At 61.2% G+C, this 26280-nt stretch carries 15 protein-coding genes; 1 reads left to right on the forward strand and 14 read right to left on the reverse strand.

Annotated features, from left to right (window positions below; all coding sequences use genetic code 11):
• Positions 1-94: 94 nt before the first annotated feature.
• From AC0L2B_RS14635 to AC0L2B_RS14650, 4 genes are all read right to left on the reverse strand, one after another.
• Positions 95-484 carry a hypothetical protein gene (locus tag AC0L2B_RS14635; RefSeq protein ID WP_473745830.1) on the reverse strand — a complete coding sequence of 130 codons (390 nt, stop codon included), beginning with the start codon at positions 482-484 and terminating at the stop codon, positions 95-97.
• A 99-nt stretch (positions 485-583) separates the two neighbouring features.
• Positions 584-1630, reverse strand: a complete 1047-nt coding sequence (locus AC0L2B_RS14640; protein ID WP_473745831.1) for a tyrosine-type recombinase/integrase — start codon at positions 1628-1630, stop codon at positions 584-586.
• Complete coding sequence (locus AC0L2B_RS14645) at positions 1627-3354, reverse strand: hypothetical protein (RefSeq protein WP_473745832.1); 1728 nt, start codon at positions 3352-3354, stop codon at positions 1627-1629. Before AC0L2B_RS14645 ends, AC0L2B_RS14640 begins: the two co-directional genes overlap by 4 nt.
• Positions 3355-5017: 1663 nt before the next feature.
• Positions 5018-6181 (reverse strand): MFS transporter, encoded by a 1164-nt coding sequence (locus tag AC0L2B_RS14650; RefSeq protein WP_473745833.1) that lies wholly within the window; start codon positions 6179-6181, stop codon positions 5018-5020.
• A gap of 421 nt (positions 6182-6602) precedes the next feature.
• Between AC0L2B_RS14650 and AC0L2B_RS14655 the strand changes: the two genes are divergently transcribed.
• A complete protein-coding gene (locus AC0L2B_RS14655) occupies positions 6603-10436 on the forward strand; it encodes a hypothetical protein (RefSeq protein ID WP_473745834.1) in 3834 nt (1277 codons plus the stop codon).
• A 217-nt stretch (positions 10437-10653) separates the two neighbouring features.
• On the opposite strand, the gene AC0L2B_RS14660 is transcribed toward AC0L2B_RS14655, so the two are convergent.
• The 10 genes from AC0L2B_RS14660 to AC0L2B_RS14705 all read right to left on the reverse strand — a co-directional run bounded on the left by AC0L2B_RS14660 (position 10654) and on the right by AC0L2B_RS14705 (position 25970).
• Positions 10654-11403 carry an ATP-binding protein gene (locus tag AC0L2B_RS14660; RefSeq protein WP_473745835.1) on the reverse strand — a complete coding sequence of 250 codons (750 nt, stop codon included), beginning with the start codon at positions 11401-11403 and terminating at the stop codon, positions 10654-10656.
• A 33-nt stretch (positions 11404-11436) separates the two neighbouring features.
• Positions 11437-14121, reverse strand: a complete 2685-nt coding sequence (locus AC0L2B_RS14665; RefSeq protein ID WP_473745837.1) for an ATP-binding protein — start codon at positions 14119-14121, stop codon at positions 11437-11439.
• Positions 14118-15377, reverse strand: a complete 1260-nt coding sequence (locus tag AC0L2B_RS14670) for a metallophosphoesterase family protein (protein ID WP_473745838.1) — start codon at positions 15375-15377, stop codon at positions 14118-14120. Before AC0L2B_RS14670 ends, AC0L2B_RS14665 begins: the two co-directional genes overlap by 4 nt.
• Positions 15378-15736: 359 nt before the next feature.
• The gene (locus AC0L2B_RS14675; RefSeq protein WP_473745839.1) at positions 15737-18520 is read right to left on the reverse strand and encodes a UvrD-helicase domain-containing protein; all 2784 of its coding nucleotides are present in this window, start codon (positions 18518-18520) and stop codon (positions 15737-15739) included.
• Positions 18521-18611: 91 nt separating this feature from the next.
• Complete coding sequence (locus tag AC0L2B_RS14680; protein ID WP_473745840.1) at positions 18612-19178, reverse strand: aminopeptidase; 567 nt, start codon at positions 19176-19178, stop codon at positions 18612-18614.
• 404 nt (positions 19179-19582) lie between these two features.
• Positions 19583-19897: a hypothetical protein gene (locus AC0L2B_RS14685; RefSeq protein ID WP_473745841.1), complete on the reverse strand. Its 315-nt coding sequence runs from the start codon at positions 19895-19897 to the stop codon at positions 19583-19585.
• A 232-nt stretch (positions 19898-20129) separates the two neighbouring features.
• Positions 20130-21314: a DUF3644 domain-containing protein gene (locus AC0L2B_RS14690; RefSeq protein ID WP_473745842.1), complete on the reverse strand. Its 1185-nt coding sequence runs from the start codon at positions 21312-21314 to the stop codon at positions 20130-20132.
• A gap of 47 nt (positions 21315-21361) precedes the next feature.
• Positions 21362-22300, reverse strand: coding sequence for a hypothetical protein (locus AC0L2B_RS14695; protein ID WP_473642797.1), 939 nt, complete (start codon positions 22298-22300; stop codon positions 21362-21364).
• Entirely contained in the window at positions 22293-22985 is a 693-nt protein-coding gene (locus AC0L2B_RS14700) for a TauD/TfdA family dioxygenase (protein ID WP_473745843.1), read from the reverse strand. Before AC0L2B_RS14700 ends, AC0L2B_RS14695 begins: the two co-directional genes overlap by 8 nt.
• 9 nt (positions 22986-22994) lie before the next feature.
• On the reverse strand, positions 22995-25970 hold the full coding sequence (locus tag AC0L2B_RS14705; protein ID WP_473745844.1) for a TrlF family AAA-like ATPase: 2976 nt from the start codon (positions 25968-25970) through the stop codon (positions 22995-22997).
• Positions 25971-26280: the final 310 nt, after the last annotated feature.

The following is a 26280-nucleotide window of genomic DNA, read 5'->3' on the forward strand; positions in this document are numbered from 1 at the left end:
ACGTTCAGTCTGTGACTGGCATCGGTCAGAGAAGGGCTTACCAAGGGGCTCAGTGCCATTCATCAGAAATCTAGGAGAGCAGCCAAGAGCCAGCTCACTCCTTCATCACAAACATCGGGTTCCGATGGCTGTATTTATCATCTGCGTCGGCCCACGCGTTCCAATCGATCAGGATCGAAAGATCTTCATCGTGTGCATCCCAAACTGTAATCTCCCAGGTTGGGTGCATTGATCGGCAATGCCGGGCGTGCACCTCAGCATCGTCCCTGCCGTCGACATTGAACTGCAGGCCGAGCGCGGCGTCGCTGATGATGTCCGTCCACCAGAAGCGGACGCGCGTTGGCGACCAGTTCATGAACAGGCTTGTTTCGGTGAGGCCGACAAGTCCGTTCTCACTGGGGCGACGCGCCAGAACGATCGCACCGTTGAACTTTGGTCGTTTTCGCTTCCACGACAGTATTTTCGTCATTTGATTTCCGTTCATCGACGTAGCTCCGCTTTCGCGGGGCTCTGGCCCCGCGAAAGATGATTTCCAGTTTCGGTTTTCGGATGCCGCCGCTCAATCAGCGGCCAGCTTTCTATGTCAGGGTGCGGACTGCCCGCGCCCCGCAAGGATGGCCGCCAGTTCTCGACCCGCAATGCGGGACTGAGCGCCGTCGATGTAGTGCTTTTCGGTCATGGCGAAGGACCGATGACCGAGGAGGTCCTTTGCTACCCGGATATTCTCCGGGTCGGCCATCGAGATCAATGTCGCCGCCGCATGGCGGAAGCGATGCGGGCTGACTTCGAAGCCGAGGCCAATCCGGGTCCACTTGATGACACGCCTCCGGATCATCTTGTCTGTCATCGGCCGCCCTTCGTACGGCCAGAGATTGCTGTGTTGCGCGGCTCCGGGGAACGCCAAACGGACCTGATCAAGATAGATACCCATGTAGCGGGACAGGCGATCCGACAGTTCGTATTCCTGTTCCGTCTTCGTCTTGGTGTTTTCTGCTGGCACTATCAGGCACCACCGCTGCCCGACTTTCATCATGTGTTCGCCGACCAGCAGGCGGGAGAACGCTCCCCTGCGAATGGGCGCTTCCACCAGGGTGGCGATCAGCAGACCGTCCCGATAGGCGATGGCGCAGCTCTTCGTAAGGCGTCCCATTGCATTGGCCTTAATGAGAGCACGATCCATCAACCGCAAGCCGAGAGCATAGAGATCCGAGCTCAACACTTGGCGATGCTTGATCGGCACCGCCTTTGCGGCGATGCGCCTGGAGATGCGGTAGAGCCACTGCCAGTCGCGATCCGGACAGAACGCCCGGATCGTATAGAACAGACGCCCAATGTAATGTGCGACGGTCGTATCTCGGCAGTTCTCGCGCAGATACTCAATATAGTCCTCCACGCGGCTCTGCTCGACACGATCCCCCGGCATGAGTTTGAGTGCATCCGGGAAGATGTGAGACAGGAAGCCCAGCCACCGGCCGTAGTCCGCCTTCCTGCCGTATTTGGTGGCGGGGGCCAGAGATGACCCTGATCCCCAATCGAAGACATCGATGGCTTCGAACGCACGCTCGAACAGTTCCCTATCCTGCAAAGGCCAAGCGTCGAATGGCAGACCGCTGTTGAGGTGACGTGTCATTCCGCGTCCTCCGAGTTGGTGCGGCGTGACCGGCTGGCATTGGGCCGGTTGGCACGGCTTTCGTCGAGGGCCTTGGTCAACAGAGCATTATGGTGACGTCCGGCACGGCGGGTATCGAGCCCGGCATAGAACGTCGCCGTCGTCTCCAGCTTCTTGTGGCCAAGCAGGTGCTGCACAACGACGTGGCCGCCCGGGCTGGAGTCCAGAATGGTCTTTGCCGCCAGATGCCGGAAAGCATGCGGGTTCATGTGCATGCCGACATACTGCTTGAAATAGCGCTCCACGAGATAGCGCACCGTCGCGAAGCCCTTCACGCTGCCATCGCCGTTTTCGAAGAGGTGCTTCGGCTTGTGGCCGAGCACCGCAGGCGCAATCACGTCGCGATATTCGATCATGCGTGCCGCAAGCTGTTGCGGGAGGTCGAACTCAAGGGTCTCGCCCGTCTTCGTCTCATCGGCCGACAACATCAGCGTCGAAGTACCCTCGTCGCGAAGGAAGAGGTGCTGATCGAATGCCAGGGCCGTCAGGTTCTTCAGGCGAACCGGCACAAACATCAGCATTTCGATGCCAAGGGCAGCCTGAGCTTCAGCCAGGCGCCAGCGGTTGCGCCGCTGGCTGTTCCGCACGTCCAGCCACATACGGTCCGGCGCGGTCAGAAAGCGCTTCTTGAGGTCAGGGTTGTCGAACCGCATGACCAGAAGCTTGTTCTTCCGCGTCATCCCGAGGTTTGGCGCCGGTACCAACTTGGCCAAGCGCTTGAGTTCAATCAGAACTTCCTCGTCGACTTTTTTCCAATCGCGTGCGAGCCGAAACAAGAGCCAAGCCTGCTGGAAGTTCTCATGAGAGGCGCGCCCATTACTGACTTCGTGGCGCTTGCGGAGGATGCGCCTGAAAGCATCGACCGTGACAAGATCACCGATGCTACGAATGGAGGCGACGTCCACGCCCGTCTGCACCAGTGTGCTCGCCGCCAAATGCACCCGCTGGAAATAGCTGTCGAGGGTCGTCTGCTTCAGCGGCTTCGGACGGGCATCATCGGCGAAGACATCGTCGCCATGGGCCCAGGCTGCAAACGCGTTCCAGTCCTGCCCAAAACTGTCCGGAAACGAGGTCGGCGGAACGCGGCTGCGCCGCAACCGGGAAACAGGCACGTCGACCTTCTGAAGACGCTTGTCAGGAAAGAGGTCGCCGACCTCGTTCCACATCTTCGCCATGGTCCGCTGCACCTGATACTGGTTCGGGCGAAGCGACGTCGCCGCCCTATCGGCCATGACGCGCTCGATAACCTTGGAGTTGACCTCCGCCGGAGCGATTCCAGCTCGGCTGCACCAGTTCATCAGCTGGGAAAGGCTGTTCTGATGCATGGGAAGGCGAAGCCTGTTTCGGAACTCAACCCATTCTGGTGGGTTGGGCCGCCGCTGGCCCCGATGAGTGAGAGGAACTGACACGACCCCACTCTTTGTAAGCGCGCTGAGGGATAGGCTCTTTGTGTTGGCAAACGTCTTGGGCCTGATCCCAAGGGCGGCCGGTTCCAGCCGGCTGTAGATGTTCCGCAGGTCGGCAACGGTGGCGGGGATGTCCTTCAGGTTCTGTCCGCACCACTTCTCAAGGTTGTGAAGCGCCGCCTCGTATTCCTGGCGCTTCGCCAAAGGAATGTCCGACCGGGACATCACGGCATTTAGCACCTGATTCATCTTCGGTGCCGGGGAAAAGATCATGTTCATTGCATTTCTCCTATTTCATCGGTTGACGAAGCAAAAACCGGGTTCCCGGCAGTTGCGGTTAGGAGCAGATTTTGGGAATACCTTCTTCTACGAAACACACAAAGTCGTAAAAGAAGGTCTCTAGGCATGCCGGGTGATCTGGCGAGCGTGCTCAGGCCCGTTGCTGCGATCCGCTCCTGTCACCAATATCCAAGCCAAGCCGATTCCTGGGTACTGCTGCTGCGGCTTTCATTGGGCGACCAGAGACAAATGGCAAAGTCTTTATCGAATGTCGATCCTCCCCTTATTGCCAGGTTTTCCTGAGAGTCCTATATGGATACATGTATAGAATCGAACATAGTGTATAGAATATCTTTACACCGATTTGAGATATATTGATAGTTGGATCGAAGATTCGTATTGATCACATCGCAATCTGCGAGGATCTCGCCGTAATTTGCGGAAAGCGCCTCAGAAGAGTTACTATATTGAAAAATTCGACGATGAATCTTCAGGGTCCCCGGCAGCTCGGATCAGAATGCCGTGCGGCCGTACTCAGCTGACGTTCGCGGCGTGCAGGTCCGTAACCAGAGCATAGATTTGCCCCCTTTCCGGAGCCGACGTTCACCTCACCGGCGCTTCTGCCCTCGATGTCAGCGCAAACGGGACAGGTTGTGCGACCAACCTCCGCTTTCACAGGCGATGTGATTTTGCACGCTCGGCAGACTCGAAGATGCTAATGCGCCGTTTCCGGTGGGACGGGCATTTGGCGCGTCGGTGACTACCGCATTTGCAAGTGAGGGAGTTAAATGCCGCCACGAGATTTTTGTGGTCTCGTCAGCATATTCGAGGAAGGTTTTTCGAATGTCGTCACGCCGACGGGTGAACTCCCATCGGCACCGATGGTCACAGACACATGGCGTAGGCGTTAGTGTCTCGCCAGTCCGGCAAGCCCCGTCGGAATGCGCGCCATCCAATCCTCCAGCGGTTTACCCGAACAAAGGCACATCCGCTGAGATACGCAATACCGTCCTTGAAAGTTGATAGACCATGGTTGCCAATATTGAAACTCGAACAAGGATTTTCAGGGTCCCCGGCGGCTCGATTCGAATTCGCTATCAGATCGTGGACGCAATTTCCGAGTCGCACCTCGAAGCCCATTGCCCCCTCCGTCCAGAGCAGATCCGATGAAGGCATTGTTTTACCCATAGGGGACGGTTTCCGCGCGCGTAAGGAACGGCAGCTTTGCGCCCCTTCTGAGCCCATTCAGAAACGCGCTCGACAAACCCGCAAGCTGCCGTTAGCCAGTGTCCGGATCGCGCCGGAAGTCGGCAGTTGAGGGGATCTTTCCTGTTGCCCGATAGCAGACGTTGCCGGCGACCACCCTGGACATCGTAGTTGCGCCATCTGCCGACGCTCAGCGCTAAGACAATCAACGTCCGGTTCGTGATCTCTACCTCACCCCACGCGCCCATCCCGCGCAGCGGGTTCGTTCTCCGACCTCTCAGCAGACCTCGCGGCTCGCCGGCAGTGGAGATAGGATGAAGGTCAGCGACTGCTGGTTCGTTGGACTGACTCCGCAGCCAAGGCGATGAACTCTACTCGGTCATGTCGTCCTTCGGTCTCGGCGTCCGCTTCATCACCATCCCCGGCCGCGGCGGCACAGTGCCGCCACGGCTGTTCCTTACGCCGGCTTCGCGGCCAGCCGTCTTAATGCCGCCAGCCCGAGCACCGGCCCGGGCACCAGCATCACGAAAACATACTGCGGTCCGGCGGTTTCAATCAGCCAGTCAAGCAGCGCGATCGAAACGATCGTGATTGAGAAGCCGATGCAATTGGCGATCGTCAGCGCCGAGCCGACGAGCCTCGGCGGGGCGAAACGGGCGTTGAGCGTGGAGAATTGGGGCGAGTCGCCGGCAACGACCACGCCCCAGAACAACAGGAAGGCGAGGAACACCGGCAAGGGCGCCAGGAACGCCAGCGGTGAGACGAGGCAGCACAGGCCGGACGCCGACAACTGCATATAGGCAACGCGCGCGCTGCCGATCCCCCGCGAAAGGTAGCCGCCGACCATGCAGCCGAGAAAGCCGGTGGCGATCGCCGCGAAGCTCCACATCGAAACCGTCGCGCCGTCGCTGCCAAGTCGCGCCGCCAGCAGCACCGGCAGGAACGCGTAGAAGGCGTAGAGCTCCCACATGTGGCCGAAATAGCCGAAGGCCGACGCCCGGAAATCGGCCGAGCGGAAGATCGTCGCGAATGCGGCCGGGTCAAACTTCGCGCCCGCTCTGAGCTGCGGCCCGTCCGGCACGAGAAAGAGCATCGCCAGACCGCCGGCGATCGATACCGCCGAGACCGACAGGATCACGCCCTGCCAAGGCAGATCGCTGCCCAGGCCGCGGATGAGATGGGGAAATGCCGTTCCGAGCACCAACGCCCCGACCAGCCAGCCGAGCGCGAGCCCGAGGTCGCGGTCGTACCAGCCCGACGCGATCTTCATGCCTACGGGATACATGCCGGCGAGAAAGAAGCCGGTTGCGAACCGAGCCGCGAGCAGAAACTCACCGCCGCTCGCCAGCGTCGCCGCATTGGCCGCCGCGCCGGCGAGCGTGGAAAGGAAGAAGATGATGCGCGGCGAGTAGCGGTCGGCGATCGCTAGCCAGGCGAAGACCAGCGTACCGGCGATGAAGCCGAGCTGCACGGCGATCGTGATGTCGCCGACGGCGGACGCCGGCAGGCCGGCGCTGCGCTGCAGGTCGGGCATCACCGCATTGCCAGCGAACCACAGCGAAGTCGCGGCGAACTGCGAGATGACGATCGTCGGCAGGATGCGGGCAGGAACGGCGGGCAAGGCGGAATCCTCGTCATGACGTTTAGAATGGTTCCTAGCACGCTGTGCCGCACGGCAGCAGTGACAGGTCGCCGGCGGTTTGCCAGCCAGTCCTTCGCGGCCGCCCGCGGGGAAGAACGCCACGGCGGCGGCTTGTCACCATTTGCTGCTCTCGCGCCTTGCGGGAGCGAACCGCGATATGATCAAAGCGATGCGGCAACGGCCGGGGGAATGATCGAGATGAGGCGCGTTGCTGCTCGGCAGCCTTGGGGCCGTAAGCCGACCGGCAGCTCCACGCTTCCAAAGCCGCGACAACAAACATTCAGCAGGTGTAACCAAACCCTCTGTCTGGCAAAGGCGACGCACAGGTAATACTCGCACGAGTTATCTGCCGTCCTTCTTTGCGATTGACGGCCCGATGAGCGCTTCCTAGCTTGCTCCCATGTTCGATATCACTGGCGACGACATCGCCGCTCTTGGCGACGCAGATTTGCGCACCATAGTTGGCCTTCTCTGCGAGATCGAGATGCGTCGAGGAGGCCTGCCCACGTCCGCCGTCACCTACGGTGGAAATCAAGACGCAAGCGACGGCGGTCTTGATGTTCGCGTGGCGCTCCCGGCCGGGACGGCAATCGACGGCTTCGTGCCGAAGCCAGCAACCGGCGTGCAGGTCAAGAAGCCGGACATGCCGCGGGCTGAGATTCTGAAGGAGATGAAGCCGAAGGGCGTCTTGCGGCCCGTCATCAATGAGCTCGCTGATGCCGGCGGCCCCTACATTATCGTGAGTTCTACGGGCTCGACATCGGACTCGGCGCTGACCGACCGCCGCAACGCGATGACCGAAGCTATCAAGGGCACGCCTGCCGAAGGCAAGCTCACGCTCGACTTTTATGACCGTAACCGGATCGCGACATGGGTTCGGAATCATCCCGGGCAGATCCCGTGGGTGCGCGCGCGGATCGGCAAAGCGATGCCGGGATGGCAGTCTCATGGTTCATGGTCGTTTGCGCCTGCGGGCGTGGACGCAAACTACATCGCCGATGACAAGGCGCGCATTTTGACGGGCGACAAGGATGAAGGCGACGGGGCTTCCGCTATCGAAGGCATCAACCGTATCCGGAAAGTGCTTGCCACGCCGGGGCATGTGGTGCGGCTTGTCGGGCTTTCTGGTGTCGGCAAAACGCGACTCGCCGAGGCGCTGTTTGACGCAAGCGTTGGCGAAGGCGCGCTCGATCCGTCACTTGCGATTTACACCAATGAAGCCGACGAGCCCAAGCCGCCGCCCGCTGGGCTTGCCTCGGACCTGATCGCCGGACGGACCCTCGCTATCCTGGTGGTCGATAATTGCACGCCCGAACTGCACCGGCGGATTTCGGAAGTCGCGCGGTCGAGCAGTTCGACAATCAGCGTGATCACCATCGAGTACGACATCCGGGAGGACCAGCCGGAGGGCACCGACGTCTTCGTCTTGGAAACGTCTTCCGTACCTCTGATCGAGAAGCTGGTGGGCCGGCGGTACCCCCACCTCTCGCAGATCGATGCGCACACCATTGCGGAGTTCTCCGGCGGCAATGCCCGGGTTGCCCTGGCGCTGGCCTCGCGGATCGAGAAAACCGAGACCGTTGCAGGCTTGAACGAGGAAGAGCTGTTCAAGCGTCTCTTTCAGCAGCGCCACGACCCAGACCCCTCGCTCCTTCTGGTCGCGCAAGGGTGCTCGCTGGTCTATTCGTTCGACGGCGAGACGCTCGAAGGCGGCGAAGCGGAGCTTCCAGTCCTCGGCAGCATCGTCGGCAAATCGGCCGACGAGATGTACGCTGGGGTGGCAGAGCTCAAGCAACGGGACCTCGTGCAGGCGCGTGCAGAATGGCGCGCGGTGCTGCCGCATGCCATTGCCAATCGCCTCGCCAAGAGGGCACTTCAGACCATTGCGCCGGCCAAGGTGAAGTCGGTGCTTGTCGACAATGCGTCCGAACGTCTTCTCCGCTCCTTCTCGCGGCGTCTCGGGTATCTTGATGACAGCAAGGAAGCCCAAGCCATCGTGAAGACGTGGGTGGCGCCGGACGGTCTGCTCAGCGACCTGCCGAATTTCACCGAGCTTGGCCGCGCGATGTTTACCAACATCGCGCCGGTCGCGCCGGAGACTGTCTTGGCCGCGCTGGCGAATGCATTGTCCGGCGCCGATGAAACCACGCTCCGCCGCTGCACGCATTTCGTTCGGCTCTTGCGCTTGCTCGCTTACGAACCTGCCTTCTTCGAGCGCGCCCTCGCCTTGCTGGTGAAATTCGCGGCGCTTCCAAGCGGCGATACCAATGACAACGAACCGAGGCGGGTCGTGGAATCGCTCTTTCACATTGCTCTGTCCGGCACGCATGCGCCGGTCGAGATGCGTGTGAAGGCCGCGGAAGCGCTGCTGGCCTCCCAGAACGAGGCCGTGCGCCCACTCGGCATCAAAGCGCTCGAAGCGATGATGAAAACACGCCACTTCTCCTCACACTATGAATTCGACTTCGGCGCGCGCTCCCGGGACTATGGCTACTATCCTCCCACCGGCGCGGATGTGCGCGCATGGTTCGACCGCGTGCTGAAACTCGCAGGAAAGTTTGCCCTGTCGGACAGCCAGGTGGCTGGGGAGGTGCAGAAGGCCGTCGCGCGGGAGTTTCGTGGTCTTTGGAGCGATACGGGTCGGGCGGAGGAGTTGGACCAACTCGCCCGCGCGATCGCCGCCACGTCGTTCTGGCGCGACGGCTGGATCGCAGCACGCCAGACCCGCGCCTATGGCGGCAAGGATATGGACCCTGAGATTCGCGACCGCTTGACGGCGCTGGAGGATTTTCTTCGGCCCAAGGATCTCGTCAGCAAAGTGCTCGGGCTTGTCATCGGCCCGCGCGCCGGAAGCCTCGACCTGGACGACTTCGATGATGACGATGATGACGAGGACGAAGGCGGGAGCGACCCGACCGCGTGCTACGCTGAACGTGCTGCGCGCTCGGCGGCGGCGATACGTGAGCTCGGCCATGACGTCGCGGCGGACGAGGATACGTTCAAAACTGTGCTTTTGGAGTTGATGGGCGAGAACGCTAATGCGGCTCCCTTCGGTGCGGCATTGGCGGAGGCCGCTGAAAGCCCGCGCGCGATGTGGGACACTATCGTTGTACAGTTTGCAGCAACCGAAAACGCGAGCCTGCGGCTCCTGAGCGGTTTCTTAGGCGGGCTAAACAAGCGCGACGCTGCGCTTGCCGACGCCGTCCTTGATGAAGCGCTGGAGCACCCAGCCCTTGCCGCGTGGTTCCCGATTCTGCAGGCAACAGTAGAGATCGACGCGCGTGCTCTTGAGCGGCTGCATCGCGCGATTGAGCTCGGTAAGGCACAGATCAATACTTACTACAGTCTTGCATATGGCCGTGTCTCAGACAACGTACCGGGGCCGGACTTCCGTGATTTGGTGCTCGCCATCGCGCGTAAGCCCGACGGCTCCGTGGTTGGACTTGAGATAGTCTGGATGCGCCTGCACTCGGACGGTAGCGCGACGCGCCAGCCGCTGCCTGAGGTCCGCGAGGCCGGACGCCTGATACTCGCTGGGTTTGAATTCAGCACAAAAGATAGCCGCACGACGCGCGAGGACCACGAGCTAGGAGCTGTCGTCACAGCCTCTCTGGTCGGAGAAGAAGGCGCTCCTGTCGCGAAAGCGCTTTGCCGCAAGCTCATGGTTTCGGCCGGAAGGCATGATGTCAGCGGGCACGACTACGGTGACCTAGTAAAGGGCCTGCTGACGGCCCAGCCACTCGCGACACTTGATGAACTGTTTTCCGGCGATCTGAAGTCGCAACGGGCAAGCGTACGCCTTCTCAACGATCTCCTACGCTTCCGCAAGAACGTCCTAGATGTACTGTCCGCCGAAATCGTAATCAATTGGTGCGACCGCGATCCCACGGTGCGCTATCCGCTGGCAGCATCGGTGGTTTTGCTCTTCAACAGACCGAAGCAGGGCGCGCCACACGAATGGACACCACTCGCAGGGAATCTGTTGGAAAGAGCACCGGATCCACGCCCAGTTCTGGCCGAATTCGTCAATCGTCTCCATCCCTCAGGGTGGAGCGGCTCGCTTGCGACCAAGCTGGAAGAGCGCCTCAAGCTCCTGAACGGCCTGCCCGGGGCCGATATCCCCGCTCTTGCTGAGGCCCTGGCTGAAGCAAAGAGGAGGCTCCAAGAGCGGATAGACGCCGAACGTCGGCACGAGCAGGAAGAAGATCGGGCGCGCAACAACCGGTTCGAATGATGTCTTCTCTCAGGAAGCGGCAAAGCTCACCTCTACGGCCGATATTAGGCGCACAGCGGTCGTTCCTGAGGTGTGGCGTGAACGACTGGACCGGGTCAGTTTACGTCGATGCACGCAGCCGACTGAAGGCCCGCTTCAGACATTCCGAGCCTCTAAGCCGCAAGTCCGCCAACGGTCCTCGACAATAGCGACACCCGGCGAGTACAAAGCAACCACACTATCCGAGTTCATGAATTTTCACGCTAGGCACAACTGTTTGAGCGATATCGCACAGATGTTTGTGGTGCGTGAGATATATAACCTGGCCTGCGCTCGCCATCTCTCCAAACAGCCTGAACACCTCCTCCGACCGGACGTGGTCGAAAGTTTCCATGATGTCGTCGGCGATGAAGGGGACCGAGGGCCGGAACTGGGCGAATTCGTAGTATCCGGCAAGCCTCAAGGCCAAATAGAGTTGAAAGCGCGTTCCTTTCGACAAGGCGTCGGTAAGCTTGGATTGGCCATCCCGCTGCAAAGCGATAAGGACTTCGCCGCCTTTCGCCGGCTGCGTTGTCAAACCCGAATACTCGCCGCACGTCATCAGCGCGAATGCCTCTGAAGCCCGCACCATCATCCCCGAGCGATGGCGCTCGCGATAGCGGCGTAGGGCAAGTTCGGCCGACATGATGCCGAGCTTCAGCTCGATATAGCGCACGGCCTTATCTTCGATTTCCAACAGCGTTGTACGCCGTTCGGCATCCAGTCGGGCAACAGCGCTGTCGCCACCAATGGCATCCAGCTTGTCCGCCGCACGTGTGCGCCGGATCAGCTGTTGCTGAATCGCCTCATCAAACTGGCGAAGCCTTTGCTCGCCCTCGGCCTTCTCGACCGCGAGTCCGTCGAAATCGAGCGCGTCCAGCATCGCATGCCCGTGCTCGAACGTCTCCACCGAGAGTTCGGCCGCTATCCGCTCCTTGAGCTCGGCCACCGCTGAGCGCAGGCCATCGCGCTCACGCAGCCGTTAATCGCGCTCCACGACCTCCGCCAGGGTGGCGACGCCGAAGACGCCCAGCACCTCGTTCTTACGGCGTTCGTGCGCTAAAACCTCAATGTCGAGACTGGCGCGGAGATCCTGCAGTCGCTTTAGGTCGGCGCGAAGGCCGGTCTTTGTCGCGCGCATTCGCTCGGCGCGCTCCAGGCGCTCGACAAGGGTGATGGCCAACTGCTCCGCGTCATCCTTCGCCGGCTGCTTCGCGTCGGCTGCGACGGCGGTAATCTCGACCAGGAAATGGCCCCTGTCGGCCTCCATCTTTTCGATTCGTAGCTGCAGCGCGTCGCGTTCCTGCAGGCTTTTCGACAGTTCCGCCAATTGATCGAGCACGGTGCCGACGGCGGACGCGGAAAGGCCATTCGCAAGCCAAGTCCCCTTCAGCGCATCTGTAATACTGGCCAACCACTCCTCCTCGCGCCGCTCGGCCGAGGCCAAAGCAAGCCGCCGGGCGGCGAGATCGTCTTCCTTGCTAGCAACCGTCCTGACAGCTTCGGCATGTTCGGCGTCAAGCGTGCGCTGTCGTTCCAGGAACAGGTCAGCGATAGCCATGATCGCCTCCAGACCGTCGCCCGGCACCGGTGTTATTCCGACGCTTGTCAGCGCCCCGTTCAGTTCCTCCCGTAGCTGGTCGCCGGCTTCGGCGGCTCGCTCCGCCTTCTTGGTGGCAAGCTTGATCTGCTCCCACGCCGCGAGCGCATCACTGCGCGCAGAAATCCGATCCTCCACCCGTTCGATCAGCCGCGCCGGCGAAGGATCCACGGCGTCGCCCAACAGGTCCCCGACCGCCGCGCGGATTGTCAGCAATTGGGCGTCGACGTCCTTGTCGGCCCGTTCGCGTTGCTGGCGCATGCGCGACAGGTCGGCCCCAGCCTCGGCCAGGGCGCGCGCCATGCCGCGGATATCGGCAAGATCGGACGCCTTCGCCAGCCGGCCTGCGCCAGAGCTGTCATCGCGCGCCAATGCCAGGGCGAACTCGTCAGCGGTGTCTGCGGTCAGCGCTGACCGATGCGTGGCCCAGGCCTCATCACGAGCGCGCCGGATCGCCTCCGCCTCTGCATCGTCGGCGATGTCGACCGAGGCACGAAGGGCGTCCAACCGAGCCGCGAGCAAAGCATGGTTGCCCTCGTATTCGGCGAGGCGTTCGGCAATGACGGCGCTGGTCTTGGCCAATTCTGACGCCACCGTTTTCCAGGCGCCAATCTGCCCGGCACTCGGAACCGCGACGCTGGCGAGCGCCGCAGCATCACCAGACCATGGTTTCAAGCGCGCAAGCGCCGCCTGCCATCGAATTGTTCCCGCATCCTGCGCTTCGCCAGCCGCCCGAATCTCGGCCCGGTGCGCGCTCTCTCGCGCTTTCGACAATGCCGCGCCAAGCCTCGCCCTGGCGGGTGCCGGCACGGCCCTGTCCTCACCGATCCGCTGTCTAGCCGTCTGCAGGGCGTCGAGCGCCGCCGCAGCTTCGTCGCGGGCGGCGCGTGCAGCGATGGCAATGCCGGAGCGTTGCTCGACCATGGCGCGGACGACGCCAACTGTGGCGGCCGGCAAAAGCAGTGTGACGGGATCCGGTTCGGAGGATCGTCCCAAGGCGGCAAGGCAGCTCGCCACTATGTTATTGAGGATTTGCAACTCCATCCTGCGATTGGGCAGGTCAAGGCCGGCAGAGGCATAGCGCACCTTGCTCTCCGCCAGTGCGCGAATGCGTTCGGACATCGCAAGGATGATATCGTCGATATCCACCGACGCAATTTTTCCGGTCAGCCGCTCGACCTCGTCTATATTTGCGGACAGCCTCGTTCTCAGGCTGGCGTCGTCATCGATTAGGTCGGTGACGCTGCCTGTCCATGTGCGAGCCGGCGACGCGATGTCCGGCAGTTCACCCAGCCGCGCGATCTTCCGTCTTATATCCGACAGCAGCGGGCGCGCGCGCCCATAACGGTCAATGGCATCGAGCCTGGCCGCGAGCACCGCCCGCTGACTGATGATGCGGCCATACTGTTGCGTCGCGTCGAGACGCTCCGCCTCCAAGCTTTCATAGGTCGACGCAAGGGTGTCGACGGCATCCTTGCGCGACTTGAGGTCGGCAAGGCGTTTCTTCAGTAGCGCCAGTTCGGTTCCCTGTGCCTGCTTGCGATAGAGCCCATCGGCTTCGGCCTCGAGCGCGTTCAAGGTATCGCTTGCGCGCCCAAGACCGGCACTGGCCGTGAAGAGCAGCTTGCCGAGGTCGCCGCGCGATTCAAGGATTGATTTGCCGCCCGCCTCCAGCGTCTCGTCGTCGAGCGAAAACATGGTCGTGTAGGCGTCGCGCGACAGGCCGGCCAGATGCGCCGTAATCGCCACCTCGCTTACCGGCTGGCCTGAGGCGTACAGCAACGAATTGTTGCGCTGTTTCGTGCGCGTGAAGGCGTGTTCGGAGCCAGCCAATTCCAGCACCCCGCCGATGCGCATCGCGCTGTACTCGTGCAGGAAGTTATAGCGGCTGCGCTCCTCGATGCCGAACAGCAGATCCAGATAGGCTGAAAGCGCGGTCGACTTGCCGGCCTCATTCAGGCCGAACACGATGTGGAGATCAGCGCCCGACCCGGGCTTGGGGCCGAAGTCGATCGTCTGATCCGTGAACTTGCCATAACGGATCAGGTCAAGGCGACTTAGCCTCATGTTGAGCCACCGGCCCTGAGGCGCGCCGTCACCAGATCGGTTCCGCTGGCAAGCACCCGGTCGAGGAAGCCTTCCAGGCCGACCTCATCCTTTCCGGCAAAGTCGCGACCGTCAGCCGGAAGGTCAGCGATCATCTTCTGGATGAATGCCCTCGCCTCGGCGCGAAAAGCCTCCGAGCTGGCATCGGCACGCATCCATGCGGCGAGTTCGACGATCGGATCAGCAGCGTCCCCTGCGGTTTCGATTGAGGGTAAAGCGATATCGAGCTCGAGCTTTTCCACCCAAGTGTCGCCGACCTGTTCCGCCGCCTGCTCGGCTTCGGCCAGCAGAAGGTCGCTGTCGCGGATCAGCGACCATGACAGCGGTGTCGCTCCAGTCAGTCCGAGGCGGACCACAGCATAACGCGAACGCACGGCTCCGCGCTTCTCTTCGAGCGCAGAGCGGACTCGCGAGACAACTTCGGACCATTCCGCGGTGCCGGCCAGATCAACGCTCAACCGTTCGAATTGCGCGACACTGGTCAGCCTCTCCTCGATCTCGACGGAGCGGTCGTCGCGTATCGTCACCAAAGTGACGGATTTCTCGCCGGCCTCGTTGATGTCTCGGCCTTGAGGCGTGCCTGGCATCACCACCGTGCTGGAGCCAGCATGAACGGAACGCGCATGAATATGGCCCAGTGCCCAATAGTCGAAACCATGGCCATGAAGATCAGCCACGCTGCATGGGGCGTAGACGTCGTGACCGGGCGATCCGGCCAGGCTAGTGTGCATAATGCCGATATTCGTCGCCCCTTCGCGGCCGGCCGGATATTTTGGCAGCAGGCTCTCCGGCGCCTTGGGATTGGCAAAACTCAAGCCATGGAAGACAACGTCGTGCCCACCGGCGGTCTGCAGCACCGATTGTGCACGGCCAACGAAGATGGTGACCGTGTCCGGAAACACCAACTGTTTCGAGATCCGCGACAGGGCGTCGTGGTTGCCGCGGACCTTGAACACGCTGATTCCAGCCTGATGCAGGCGTGCCATTTGCGAGCCGAGGAAGCGCGCCGTCTTCATCGACGTTTGGTCGCCATCGTAAAGATCGCCGGCGATGACCAGTGCGTCGACATTCTCGGCAAGACAAAGATCGACTGTGGCGACGAATGCCTGGCGGCTGGCGTCGCCCACAAGCTCTGCGAGATCGGGGTTTCGCAGCGCCAGCGAACGCAGCGGCGAGTCGAGATGAATGTCGGCCGTATGTACGAATCGAAATACCATTGGGTCTCCGGCGACGAACATAAGCGGTGTTGGCCACGACTCGATAGGCGAATTTTATCGCAGACCTGGTTGACTATCGGGACATCAAAGTGGCTGGCGACAGCGGCTCCGGTGCGCCGCGGCTGGGCAACGCCGACGACGTCGATGAGGCCAGTCTGGAACGGCCGCTTCCTAAGCCACATCATTCCGCAAGTTGACGGGCGCTTCGGCCCCAATGGCCGCCGGGCGGCAAACGCCGCGAATCGGCGATAGGAAGTGACTTTGACGTTGCCTGAAAACGGACGTTGGCCGCTCCCTGCTTGGAGATGCACTGACCTGAGATTAAGACGCGGCGGGCGGTTTGTCTGCTGCGCCCAGCACTACTGAACTGTAGGTCGCCGCGCCGCTCGCGATCTGTTTTGCTTTTGCTTGCCGGAGAACACTACGTGCCTGCAGTTTGGATACTGGCTGCAGCCGACGAACGAGCGCCCGGTCTTCGTTTTCCTTTGGACCAACTGACCAACTCGGCAGGCCGGGCATTGCTGTAGCGCTTGGCCGTCGATGGTCTCGAAGCGAATCTCCTCACCCGCGACCTCGCAGAGCTCTTGGATGTAGCGCGAGGGTCGGGCACTGTCGGCCAGCATGAAGACGCCGCGGCTGGCCCGGGTCAAGGCGACGTAGAACAGGCGTCGTTCCTCTGCGTACGCGAAGGTCTCGGGATTCGGAATCACTAGGTTCAGCAGCTCGTCGTCTTCGACACGGCTCGGAACACCATAGTCGCCCTCGCTGATGTCGAGCAGGATAGTGTAATCCGCTTCGAGGCCCTTCGAGCGGTGGAAGGAAAGCGCCGAAACCTCGATATGCGCGAATGCCGGCATACGGCCGGCGAACGGATCGAGATGGTTGTAGCGCCAGAGAACGAGTACTCTAAGCTTCTGCCTTGCCGTGCCGCGCCACTGCTCCGCGATGCTACCCAGGAACACATCCAGCCGGGATAACAGCCGCAGGCAGGCTGCGCCAAAGTCCGGCCTCTCCTTTGCGCCCTCGATTGGGATGACGCGGATCGATTTGGGTATAGCGGGCCGTATAGACCGCACCGACTTCCTGAGCTGGTCTGGGTTCCGTTGAACGAAACCCGCCGCCGTATCCGCGATTAGCTGGTTACAGCGGTAAGTTTGCTCGAGCCGGCCTTGCCAACTTGTCCCGAAGTTCGCGTCGAACCTTGTGAAGAGGGTCACATCCGAGCCGGCAAAACGGTAGATAGACTGCCAGTCGTCGCCCACGGCGAAGAGTTTGGAGAACGGCTTCTGGTCTCGCAGCGACTTAATGAGTTTACCCCTGGGTCCAGATATGTCCTGGAATTCGTCCACGAGGATCAGCGAGTACGGACTGGTATATCGTCTCGTCTCAACCAGCTGCGTCGCGTCGGCGATCATGGAATCGAAATCGATCCGTCCGGCATCCACGAGCTTTTCGGAATAGGCCTGGGCGATCCTGTAAACGACGCGCGAAAATATCCGCGCGCGTTCCTTATCGTGGAGCGACTGCGCACGCTGTAGCAGCATATCGAGGGTTAGATGACTCGCCCGGATGTGCCTGATGCAGGTGCCTATTAGCTGGTGGTAGTGCTTGACCACCACTGGCTCCACCGCCTTCGCAATATCGCTATACTGCTTCGCCACGAGCTGTATCCCGCGCCGCTCTAGTTCCTCGCGCATGACCTCGGAAATCGTGCCGTCCGCGGCCTGGGCCGATCGCGTCTCGAAGAAATCGATCTGTCCGACCTGATAGTCCCGCCGCTTTGCTTCGGCGTGGTCGACATAGTCCTTGAATGGTGAGACGCCGTTTGCGTCGAGCGCGAAATGCTCGTGCACGGTACCGGTCGCCGAATAGTAAAAGTCGGGATGGATATGGCGGACGGCGCCTTCCGCATCCTGCACCTCGACCTGTCGTTCGTATTCGAACGCGACCGAGTTCAACCAAAGCCAGTTCGCGATCGACTGTTCCTGCAACGATTTGACGTAAATTCCGGCCAGCGAGCCGATCGTCGCCTTACCCCTGGTCCGCCGCTCCGTCATGTATCGTTGGTAGTCAACCTCACTGTCGAACGTTTCCCTGGGGATATCGGCCTTGGGATGTACGACCAGGAGATCAACCCAAAGCCGCGTAAACTCCCTGTCGGAACTGGCTAGTTCAACGATGATCTCCTCAATCGCCTTGGCTTCCCCCGCGGGATGTTCGACCCAGTTGGCAAGCTGGGGCGGCCGCCCGTCGACCTCCTGGATGATGCCGCGGCCTAACGCGTGGAAGGTTGTCACGCGACATTCAAGTTTGTCGGGTTCGACCTTCAACTGCCTGGCGATGCGCTCCCTGAGCTCGTCCGCCGCGCTCTTGTTGAAGGCCAAGACCAGCATTTCGTCAGGGCGTGCCAACTTCTTTTCGAGCACATATGCGACTTTGCCCACCATAGTGGCGGACTTGCCCGATCCCGCCGATGCGATGAGCAAGTTATTGTCCTCGAGACGAATACAAGCCTCGCGCTGCTGCCCTGACAGCGACCGACCGTCCAGGTTGTCAAAGAACGCCGCAAAAGCGGCCAGTTCGGAGGCGATGAACCGCTCGTTGTAGCGATGGCGCACGTTTGGATCGGTGAGGAAGGCGTAGGAGGCCGGCAAAACGGCCTCGAGCGTCTGTGCCATCTGCCCTGGATCGAACATGGGGTGCGAGAGGGCCGTTGCCACCTTTCCCGGCACGCCGGCTATTGCGTTGCCGAGGTCCGAGTACGCCAAGTATCGGCGGTTGTCCGTCACGACCGCGCCGAGTCTCGCGTCGATCTCGCGCAGTTGGTCAGTTTCGGAACGGATCACTTCGCTCAGATATTCGTTGACGAACGCCGTGATGTCGGCCGCGAGTTGGTCTGCGGCCCTGCCGCTGAGGCCCGATAACCGATCAAGCCTGGTCCTCGAGCAGATTTCAACGGCGTGCCACACGAGCCCTTTGGCGGTTTGGACAGATACGACGTCCAAGCATTCCAGCTCGGTCTCACTGCCAGACACCAGGGTGATACCGGCTGCCGAATTCCGGCCGGGTATCAGTTTCCAGTTCTCGCCGGAGAACAGTCGGGCGAACAGTCCGGGACGGTACGTGCGGGCGCGCTTTAGCATTGAGAAGTTATATCGCGGCTAAGCCTTAGGCTTCCCTAACAGCGGTGGCGATTGCCGTCGAGACTAGGCCCGTTTGCTGGATTCCCGCCTGTCACGCAGTCCTGTTGGCTATTGGGCCGTGGTGGACATATCTGGCACTCAGCGTCACTACACAGTTTCCATCGGGGTCCCCGATATCAGGGTTAGCGCAGTGGATTTTGGATATCTGACGAGATCCGCTAGGCGTCATGAATGTATCCTGAAAACAGGCACGGAGACGCAGGACAACAACGCGCCACATCTCGGTCGGAACGCATCCGAACACCGGAAAGCACCATGTTCGTGGCGTCAGCGAGAATTCCGGCGCGGCGAAAACGGCCCATGTCACTGCGTCCCGACCAAGGTTAACATGGCTGCGGTAGCTATTGTTGTCCGGCAGCGCTAGTTCATCTAGCGCAAACTGTCGGATGGCGCTCGCCGATGCCATTCGAGCGCGTAATGTCCCAGGGGTCGACGGATCGTCAATCAGCTCTCCGACATCCTGGCGCGCCGCCATGATCTCAACGTGACCTTCAAGAATTGTGCGTAGTAGGAAATGCTGGTGCACCCTGCCACGCCGGACACCAATCATCGTAGCAACCGAACGAAAAAAAGCCTGCATCACGGTTGCCCACGGCATTGCTTACACGTCCGGATAGGGCAAACGTCGCAACTACGCCCGGTCCCAAAACAGTCGCGCCAATTTGGTTGATATCCTGGGATGAGGGTTTAGGTTAGACGTTCGTCCTTGGCAAGATTGGCACAATGTGGTCACTGACCGCCAAATTGCCGAATGTCCGCTATAAGCCGGACACGGCGGCATGCGAACTATCCGCCTAGGAGGTCTTTTTCTCCTGGAGCTTCCGGTCGCATCCGGCCCAACGCTGTTGGTCCGCAATGGGCCCGATTTCGGTCGTTGGATAAAGTGTCGTTACTCCCCAAAAGCTGACGTTCCGCAGCCCGCGTCCGGCGTAATACCCATCAGCGCCAATCGCGTCAGGCGAGGAAGGCTAAGCCGACCAACCAACTACGGAATAGGTGAGATTACGGCTTCACGGGTGACAGAAAGCTGTCGACCTCAACGACTTCGGCCTGGGACGTCACATGCTCCAAATTTGGCGTCGAGGACGAGGTGCCTTGCCAGTACCGTTGCGCGAGCTCATCGTTGGTCAACCCATGTCGACTCATTCGCTGCTCCCCACTGACTGCCCGTATCCTGGGGTTGCGGTTCAGTAGAAGTTGCAGGTATCCGATCCAGGTGACATCGCGCTGCTCGACGGGTCCTGTTGGCTCGACCTGGTGCACGTACCCTTCGCTATAGCTCAAACCCATCCGGCTAAAATCACGGTCCTCGCGCATGTACACGCATCTATCGCGGCGCAGACAACGCGCCGGTCGATTGCGTTCGAGACACTCCTCAACCTCTGGAGTTTCAGCCCCCAGGGGGAAGACACCGGTTGGACCAAAGATGTGCCCTTTCGGCTTCTGCTGTTTTGCTATCCGATTGTATGTCCTCGCCATTTGTATGCTACCTCGTATGGCCTGGTGTGGCGCAGATGCATTGACGTGACTAGCGCAGTTGACGCTCGACCTACACTTTCGCCGGCCTAGTCCAGCCTTCGTTCAGTTTTTCAAGCACCTTTTCCAGCCAGTTTTCGTACCAGTACCAGGTGTTCGCGACCTTCACGCCGTAACCCTTGCCGGGATTGCGGGCGTCGAGCTGTTGAGAGAGCTGCGTGTGGTCGAACATATTGAATCCGGCGTGTCCTGCGGCCTTCACCTTTGCGACAATTTCCCCAGGCAGAAATTTCGGACGCTCTACCTCCTTCAAGAGGACCCGCTCGACTGCCTCGGCTTCGGGCGAGCCGGGCTTGATGAATTCGACTGCGAGGTCGGACTTGCTGGCTTTACCGGAGAGCTTCGGCACAAAGGCAACGCGGAATCGGAATTTCGGGTCCTTCTGCTCGTCCTCTGAGAGGGCCGCGTGGAAGTTGTCCATCGCCGTCGCGATATGGGCCGGCAGGTCGGTGGCGATCAGGCTTTGCCGTTGCAAACCGTCGAACGTCACGAATTGCAACGCGATCGGCAGCCGCTTCTCTAAGGCAAACTCACGTCCGAAGAGGTCCTTGATGGCGTCGTTGAAGTTGATGCAGCAGGCCTGCAGCTTCGCGCTGAGGGCATCGTCGATCCTGTTGGTGGATCGATGCTCGATCTCGTTCCTGATCTCGATCAGGAACTTGAGATTGTTGACGATGCCGCTCTGAAGGGGACAGGCGCCAGTGGTGATGCACTGGCTCAATTCCCAATATTTCTCGGCTCCAGATGGCGTGCGCTGAACGACGCCACCTTTCTTGTGGCGGTAATCAATGCCTTCGCGCTTGTAATAGGCGTGCATCAGATAGGTCCACGCTATGATCGCGGTGACGATGAAGAGTTCGGCCCTGAAGTAGAGGCCAGCGCTATTAAATGTGTGGACGGCCGCAATCATGGCCTCGCGCGCTTTGACCAGCAGTTCGTCACCTTGAAGGTGGAGGCCGGTGGCGGGATCAATGTTCGGCCAACTGTCGAGGAAGGTGTCCAGCTCATCGTCCGACGCGGGCTTGATGGCCTTGTGCTTTGTGCCGTCCTTTATCTCTGAGATCCGCGCATTGTTTATCGACCGGGTGGGCCGGGAGAAATACGCCTGGATATCCTGGGGCACGTAATTGCGGGACAACATCGCTTTGACGATCGCGACCTCCCATTTTTCGAGCGTATTCCCTGGTCGCCTTGCCAATTTCGTGCCCCCCGTTCCTTATCTGCGCAGTTCGTAATGTCCCGGTTCTAGTCGTTGCCGTAGTCGGGCTCATATTCCATTTCGCGCTCCTGCTGGTCCTCATGGATGTAGCTGAGGCCGGAGGCATCGATTTCGTCGCTTCCCATGAGCGTCAGGTCGCACGTCGGGCAGCGGAATTCCTCGCCGACGAACTCGCGGTCGACGATTTCCCAGATCGCGTACTCATCGCGCTCTTCGCTGATGTTTTCGCCGGTCTGCTCGCCGGTCATGAAAGCGCGGCATGCGCAGGCTGGGCAGCTCTCCACCCAGATCTCGTCGTAGCCACCCTTGAAAAGCCCCGCTTGATGATGCGGCTCGCGCAATTCGGCTTCGGCGGCGAGACGCTCCCGTTCGGCCTTTTTCAGCGCCTCGAACTGCTCCCTGGCGGCTTCGACGCGTAACTTGACCGCAGCCTCAAGGGCGTTGGCGGCTTCATCGAGCAATTGGCGGGGTGCCTTTGCATCGGCCGCGCCGAGCCATTGCTCAAGGGATGACCCCATCTGGTGCAGGATCGTGTCGCAGGCATGCCAATAGCGCGCCTCCCAGGCGTCGAGACGCATGGCCCGGAATGGAAGGTCGGCCGAGTGCAGCTCAGTGTTTCTTCGCTCGGCGATGTCCTGGCAGAATTTTTGGACCGTCTTGTCGAACCGGGGGACGAGATGCGCGAGGCGCTCGAACAGGGTTTTGGCCGTGATGGTCTTCACGTCGGTCGTGACGTTGATGCCGGCGGCGACGAACATCGACTGCCAATGCGTCGGATCGACCACGAGGCTCGGGTGCTTCCGGGCCAGCGCTGCCTTGCCCAGCAGCTCGAGCGCGAGGGACGCCCAGAGCTGATACTCGTCGAGGTCGCCGGCGCCTTTCCGCGAGAGGGCACGGCCGATGTAGACCTTCGACTTGGCATGCAGAGCGTCACCGTTGATGGCAATAAAGACGTCTTCAGGCATCGATGAGAATCCTTGCAAGGCGTCGGCCGGACCCTCGGTCCGACGGCCTGCGCCCGTGCAGGACGCGCCAGTTATCAATGATGAGGATGTCGCCCTGGCGCCAATGATGCGCCTGGGCATAGGAGGCGGCGCCGGCGATCCGGTCTTCCACAAGCCTCAGGGCGTTCCGGCCGCGGGCGTCCAAGGCTTCGACGCAGCCGGGATCGTATCGCAAGAAGGCGCCGCCGGGCGCCAGGATGGTCGAATAGAAGGAGCGTCGGCCCGTGCGAACGAGGACCGGCGTGGCTTCGAGGAGGTCAAGCTCCTGCTGTGAAAATCCCAGGTTCCGCCAGTCGAGGAGCATTGTCGCTGCGGCCGGGGATCCCGGATCGATGCACCCGAGAAGGAGGTAACGGCAGGGTTTGGTGCGGTGGCTGAGTTCGGTGTGGAAGGGCAAGGTACCCACGCCGTAGCGCGCGCTCAAGGATCGCGGGTGGGCATCAGCTATGGGACGAGGCTGGATGAGCTCTTCAAGGGAACCGGCGCGCCCCGCAACACGCGTCCCAAGGTGGTCGCCGATCCGACCCAATTCCCGGACTATCAAACTGGGGTCCGCGCCTGCGACGCAATGACAAGACCAGCCGCGCTCCGCCGTCGGGCTGAGATGCTGTTGAGGTTCGGAAACGGCGGTGTCGAGCGTGGCCATCTAGCAATCCTATCGATCGAGACGCACGCGAAGTCGCCGGGCGCGCTCGCGGAAAGCGGCTTCACCACCTTCGAGGATGTCGCAGACCGCTTTGCGGATTGCAGCGTTCTCCAGCCCGCCCGCCACATAGCTGATGGGCGGCAGACCGCCTGAAGGATGTGGACCTGCTTCAGCGACGATGATCTGGTCCGCGTCGGTGTTGATGACGAGGTTGGCGTTGTGCGTGACCATGATCACCTGGCGCTTTGCTTTCGCGGCGATGAAGAGCGCGACAAGCTCGTCGAAAACGGATTTCGGATCGAGATTTTCTTCGGGCTGGTCGATGATCAGCGGACGATCGTCAGAGTCGTCGAGCGCCAGATAGAGCAGCAGAAGCACGATGCCTCGCGTGCCGGGCGAGAGCTTGCGGATGTCGACGCCGTCATAGGAGATTTCATAACGAACGGTGATGTGGTCGGTGCTGAAAAGCCAGTGTGCGAACTGCTTCGACCATGTCCGGAATTCGGCCTGCTGCGTCGGCGCATAAGGCGCATGCGACAGCAGATCCCGCAGGTACTTCGCCATAAACGCCGTCATAGCGGCCTGCACCTCAGCCGCCGTCCCGGTCTCCCAGGCCGACTTGAGCGCCTCCGTTGCCGCGGCGATCAGCGAACCGCGCCCGTAGAAGGGCCCGGTCTTGCGCCGATCGAGAAGCTCTTCCTCCGCAATGGTGCCCCAGGCGTGGACGTCGGCGATCCTGCGAACCGAGAAGCTCAGCTTCTTCAGCGTGCCCGACGATGCGGCAACGCGCGCCATCAGAGGCGCGTAGAGGCCCGCCAGCGCATCCTGCTCGTTGATGATCGCCTCGAAGACCCGGCCATATGTGTCATCGCGCTCGGTCTGCAGGTCCTTCCGTCGCGCGGCTGCGCCCTGCGCATCGGTAAGGCGGGTTTCGAGAGTTTGAAGGGCGGAATTTTCCTGTGCGATGCGTCCGGTCAGGGCCGCATATTGCTCGCGCACCAGCTTGTCGGAGCTAAACAGCGCCTCCAGCCGCGTCATCTCGGCGGCGATCGGCGCGAGCGGCAATGTCGTTATGTCGGCTGTGTCGGCGATGAGGGCGACGTTCGGATCGCCGGGGGGCGGCACCACACCGTTGAGCTTACGGACCTCGCCGTCCGCCCAGGCAATGTAGGCCGTGAGGCTCTTGTCGACGTCGCCTTTGTAGATCAGCAGGAAGCCGTCCCACTGTTTGGCGTCGAGGCCGCTATTGGCGTGTCGAGCCTGTGCCTGGCGCAGCATCTCGGGTGCGCCGGTCGCCCGCATGCTACGGACCTCGTCCTGCAAGGCAACGTAAGTGCGGCGCTTATTCCCGAAATTCTGGATCCTATTCCTGAGCTTCTGCGCCGCCTCGCTTAGCTGCGTGTGGCGGGCGACCTGAGCTTCGGTCCCTTTGACGACGAGCTTCGCGCGGTCGGCTGTATAGTCGGCGATCAGCTTCTTCTTCTGGCCGACCTGGGTCGTCAGCGAGGCGACGAGGCTCTCTTTCTCGAATTCGGTCGCGATCCGATCCGAGATATCGGAGATCGCCTCGGCCTCACGCTCGCGCGCCTGCTGGAACCGTGAGGTCTGCTGGTCGCGCAGCTCGTCGAAGTCGAGCGCCCACTCTCGATCGTCCTGCGAGTGCGATTCGAAAATCACCCGTTCGATCTCGTCGACCAGCCCGTCCGAAACCCCTTTCGCCGAGCACAGCTCCTCGACGAACTGCTGGGACAGATAGCGGGCGCGTGGAAACGACATATGCCCGTTGGCGTCGCGTCCATCGAGTGCGCGTATGACCGTAGCGCCGCTGCCCCACGTCAGCGTGGTCGTCGCATCGCCAATCAGCCGGCGCGCACGCGCCAGGAACGAGGGGCTGATGTTTTCGTCCGCGTCCCACCCGGAGGGTGTGATCGCATCGCAGCCGGCCGCGATGACATCTGCGAGCGCGGTCTTTCCCGAGCCGCGTGCGCCGATAATGGCGACAAGGCCGGGGTTGAGCGGGATGTCCGGTGTGATTGCCCAGTCCGCATCGTCGATCCGGACATGCGAGATGACCTGAGATGGCATTGCCGAACGCGGCGGCTGCTCGCCAACATAGGCGCGGCCTTCGGGATCAATGCAGGCTTGCCGGAGGGCATCGAATTCCAGCGCGCCCTTGATCCACGAAAAGCGGTTGTCGACAGGCTGGCCCACGGTTTTCTGGTCATGCGAGTCGCTGCCATGCAGACAGGGCTTGCACCCGTCATATCGATCGCGCAGCTCCTCGATCGTCACGCCGCGCTGGCCAATCCAGAATTCGCGCTGCGCCGGGCTGCTCGAAAAGATGATGTGGGCGAACTTCTCGATCTCCTGACGGACGGTGGAGTCAGCGGCCTGACGGACGCCGGACGTGCCGTCTCCGGCCGCGCCGGCGACGGCGATAAGAATGTTCTTCTTCGCCCATTCGCTTTCGTCGATGACCTTGCGCAGTTGATCGAAGTTGACCTTGAACTGCGTGGCACCGTGCCGGAGCGCAGAGCCGTCGTCGGTGATCGACTGGTCGGATCGCTTCCCGAGTTTGATTAGCTCCTCGCGGGTGCAATCGAAGCGGTCATTGAACGCGTGGAACTGCAGGCGCTTGAGGATGCGCTTCACCTCGTTGAGGTGGTCGGGATCTTCAGGGCTGACCAGAAGGTGGACGTTCACGAAGCCCGACTTCGCCGCCACATCTAGGCGCAACTCGATGTTGGGAAAGACCAGCTTCACGCCGGGCAAGCGGCCTGCCGCCTTGTGCTTGAGGAACTCCTCGTAGGTGTCGGTAACGTAATAGTCGGTGACCGCAACCGCCTCGACCTTCGGCGTCAGCCCTTCGAGCGACGTAAGGTAGGCACCCCAGGGATCGGCTGCCCCGAACTGATTGTTGAGGATGGTGCCAGGGGCATGAATATGCGGCTCCCAACGGTGCCATTCCGAACCGCGACTGATCATACGCCCCCCCTGGTCCACTTATTGGGGGAGTACTTGCCACATTGGCGCCCGGCGAGTCGAGAATGGCGTGCTGAGCGTAAGTATTACCTTCGGCGCAAGCCTGCGTGATTGTGACCAGCGGCGCCATTTCGTGCTTTTCGCAGTTTTCGTCACGACGTGGCCTCCGCGCCGGCTTCGGATCAGTCAGGGGTTACGGCAGGTCTGCTTTCTCGCTCAAGCTTCCCGAAGCAGCTAGTCTGCTTGCGTGAACATCTTCCCCCTTGGCGGAAGGAACCGACGACGGCCGCTGGGGGCATTGCCGTAGATCTTT

It is taken from the genome of Mesorhizobium sp. WSM4815 (genome assembly GCF_055811575.1).

Bases quoted from the DNA above. Each gene is read 5' to 3' on its own strand.
- AC0L2B_RS14635 (WP_473745830.1), bottom strand. From the start codon at position 484: ATGAACGGAAATCAAATGACGAAAATACTGTCGTGGAAGCGAAAACGA.
- AC0L2B_RS14640 (WP_473745831.1), bottom strand. From the start codon at position 1,630: ATGACACGTCACCTCAACAGCGGTCTGCCATTCGACGCTTGGCCTTTG.
- AC0L2B_RS14645 (WP_473745832.1), bottom strand. From the start codon at position 3,354: ATGAACATGATCTTTTCCCCGGCACCGAAGATGAATCAGGTGCTAAAT.
- AC0L2B_RS14655 (WP_473745834.1), top strand. From the start codon at position 6,603: ATGTTCGATATCACTGGCGACGACATCGCCGCTCTTGGCGACGCAGAT.
- AC0L2B_RS14665 (WP_473745837.1), bottom strand. From the start codon at position 14,121: ATGAGGCTAAGTCGCCTTGACCTGATCCGTTATGGCAAGTTCACGGAT.
- AC0L2B_RS14670 (WP_473745838.1), bottom strand. From the start codon at position 15,377: ATGGTATTTCGATTCGTACATACGGCCGACATTCATCTCGACTCGCCG.
- AC0L2B_RS14675 (WP_473745839.1), bottom strand. From the start codon at position 18,520: ATGCTAAAGCGCGCCCGCACGTACCGTCCCGGACTGTTCGCCCGACTG.
- AC0L2B_RS14680 (WP_473745840.1), bottom strand. From the start codon at position 19,178: ATGCCGTGGGCAACCGTGATGCAGGCTTTTTTTCGTTCGGTTGCTACG.
- AC0L2B_RS14685 (WP_473745841.1), bottom strand. From the start codon at position 19,897: ATGCGCGAGGACCGTGATTTTAGCCGGATGGGTTTGAGCTATAGCGAA.
- AC0L2B_RS14695 (WP_473642797.1), bottom strand. From the start codon at position 22,300: ATGCCTGAAGACGTCTTTATTGCCATCAACGGTGACGCTCTGCATGCC.
- AC0L2B_RS14700 (WP_473745843.1), bottom strand. From the start codon at position 22,985: ATGGCCACGCTCGACACCGCCGTTTCCGAACCTCAACAGCATCTCAGC.
- AC0L2B_RS14705 (WP_473745844.1), bottom strand. From the start codon at position 25,970: ATGATCAGTCGCGGTTCGGAATGGCACCGTTGGGAGCCGCATATTCAT.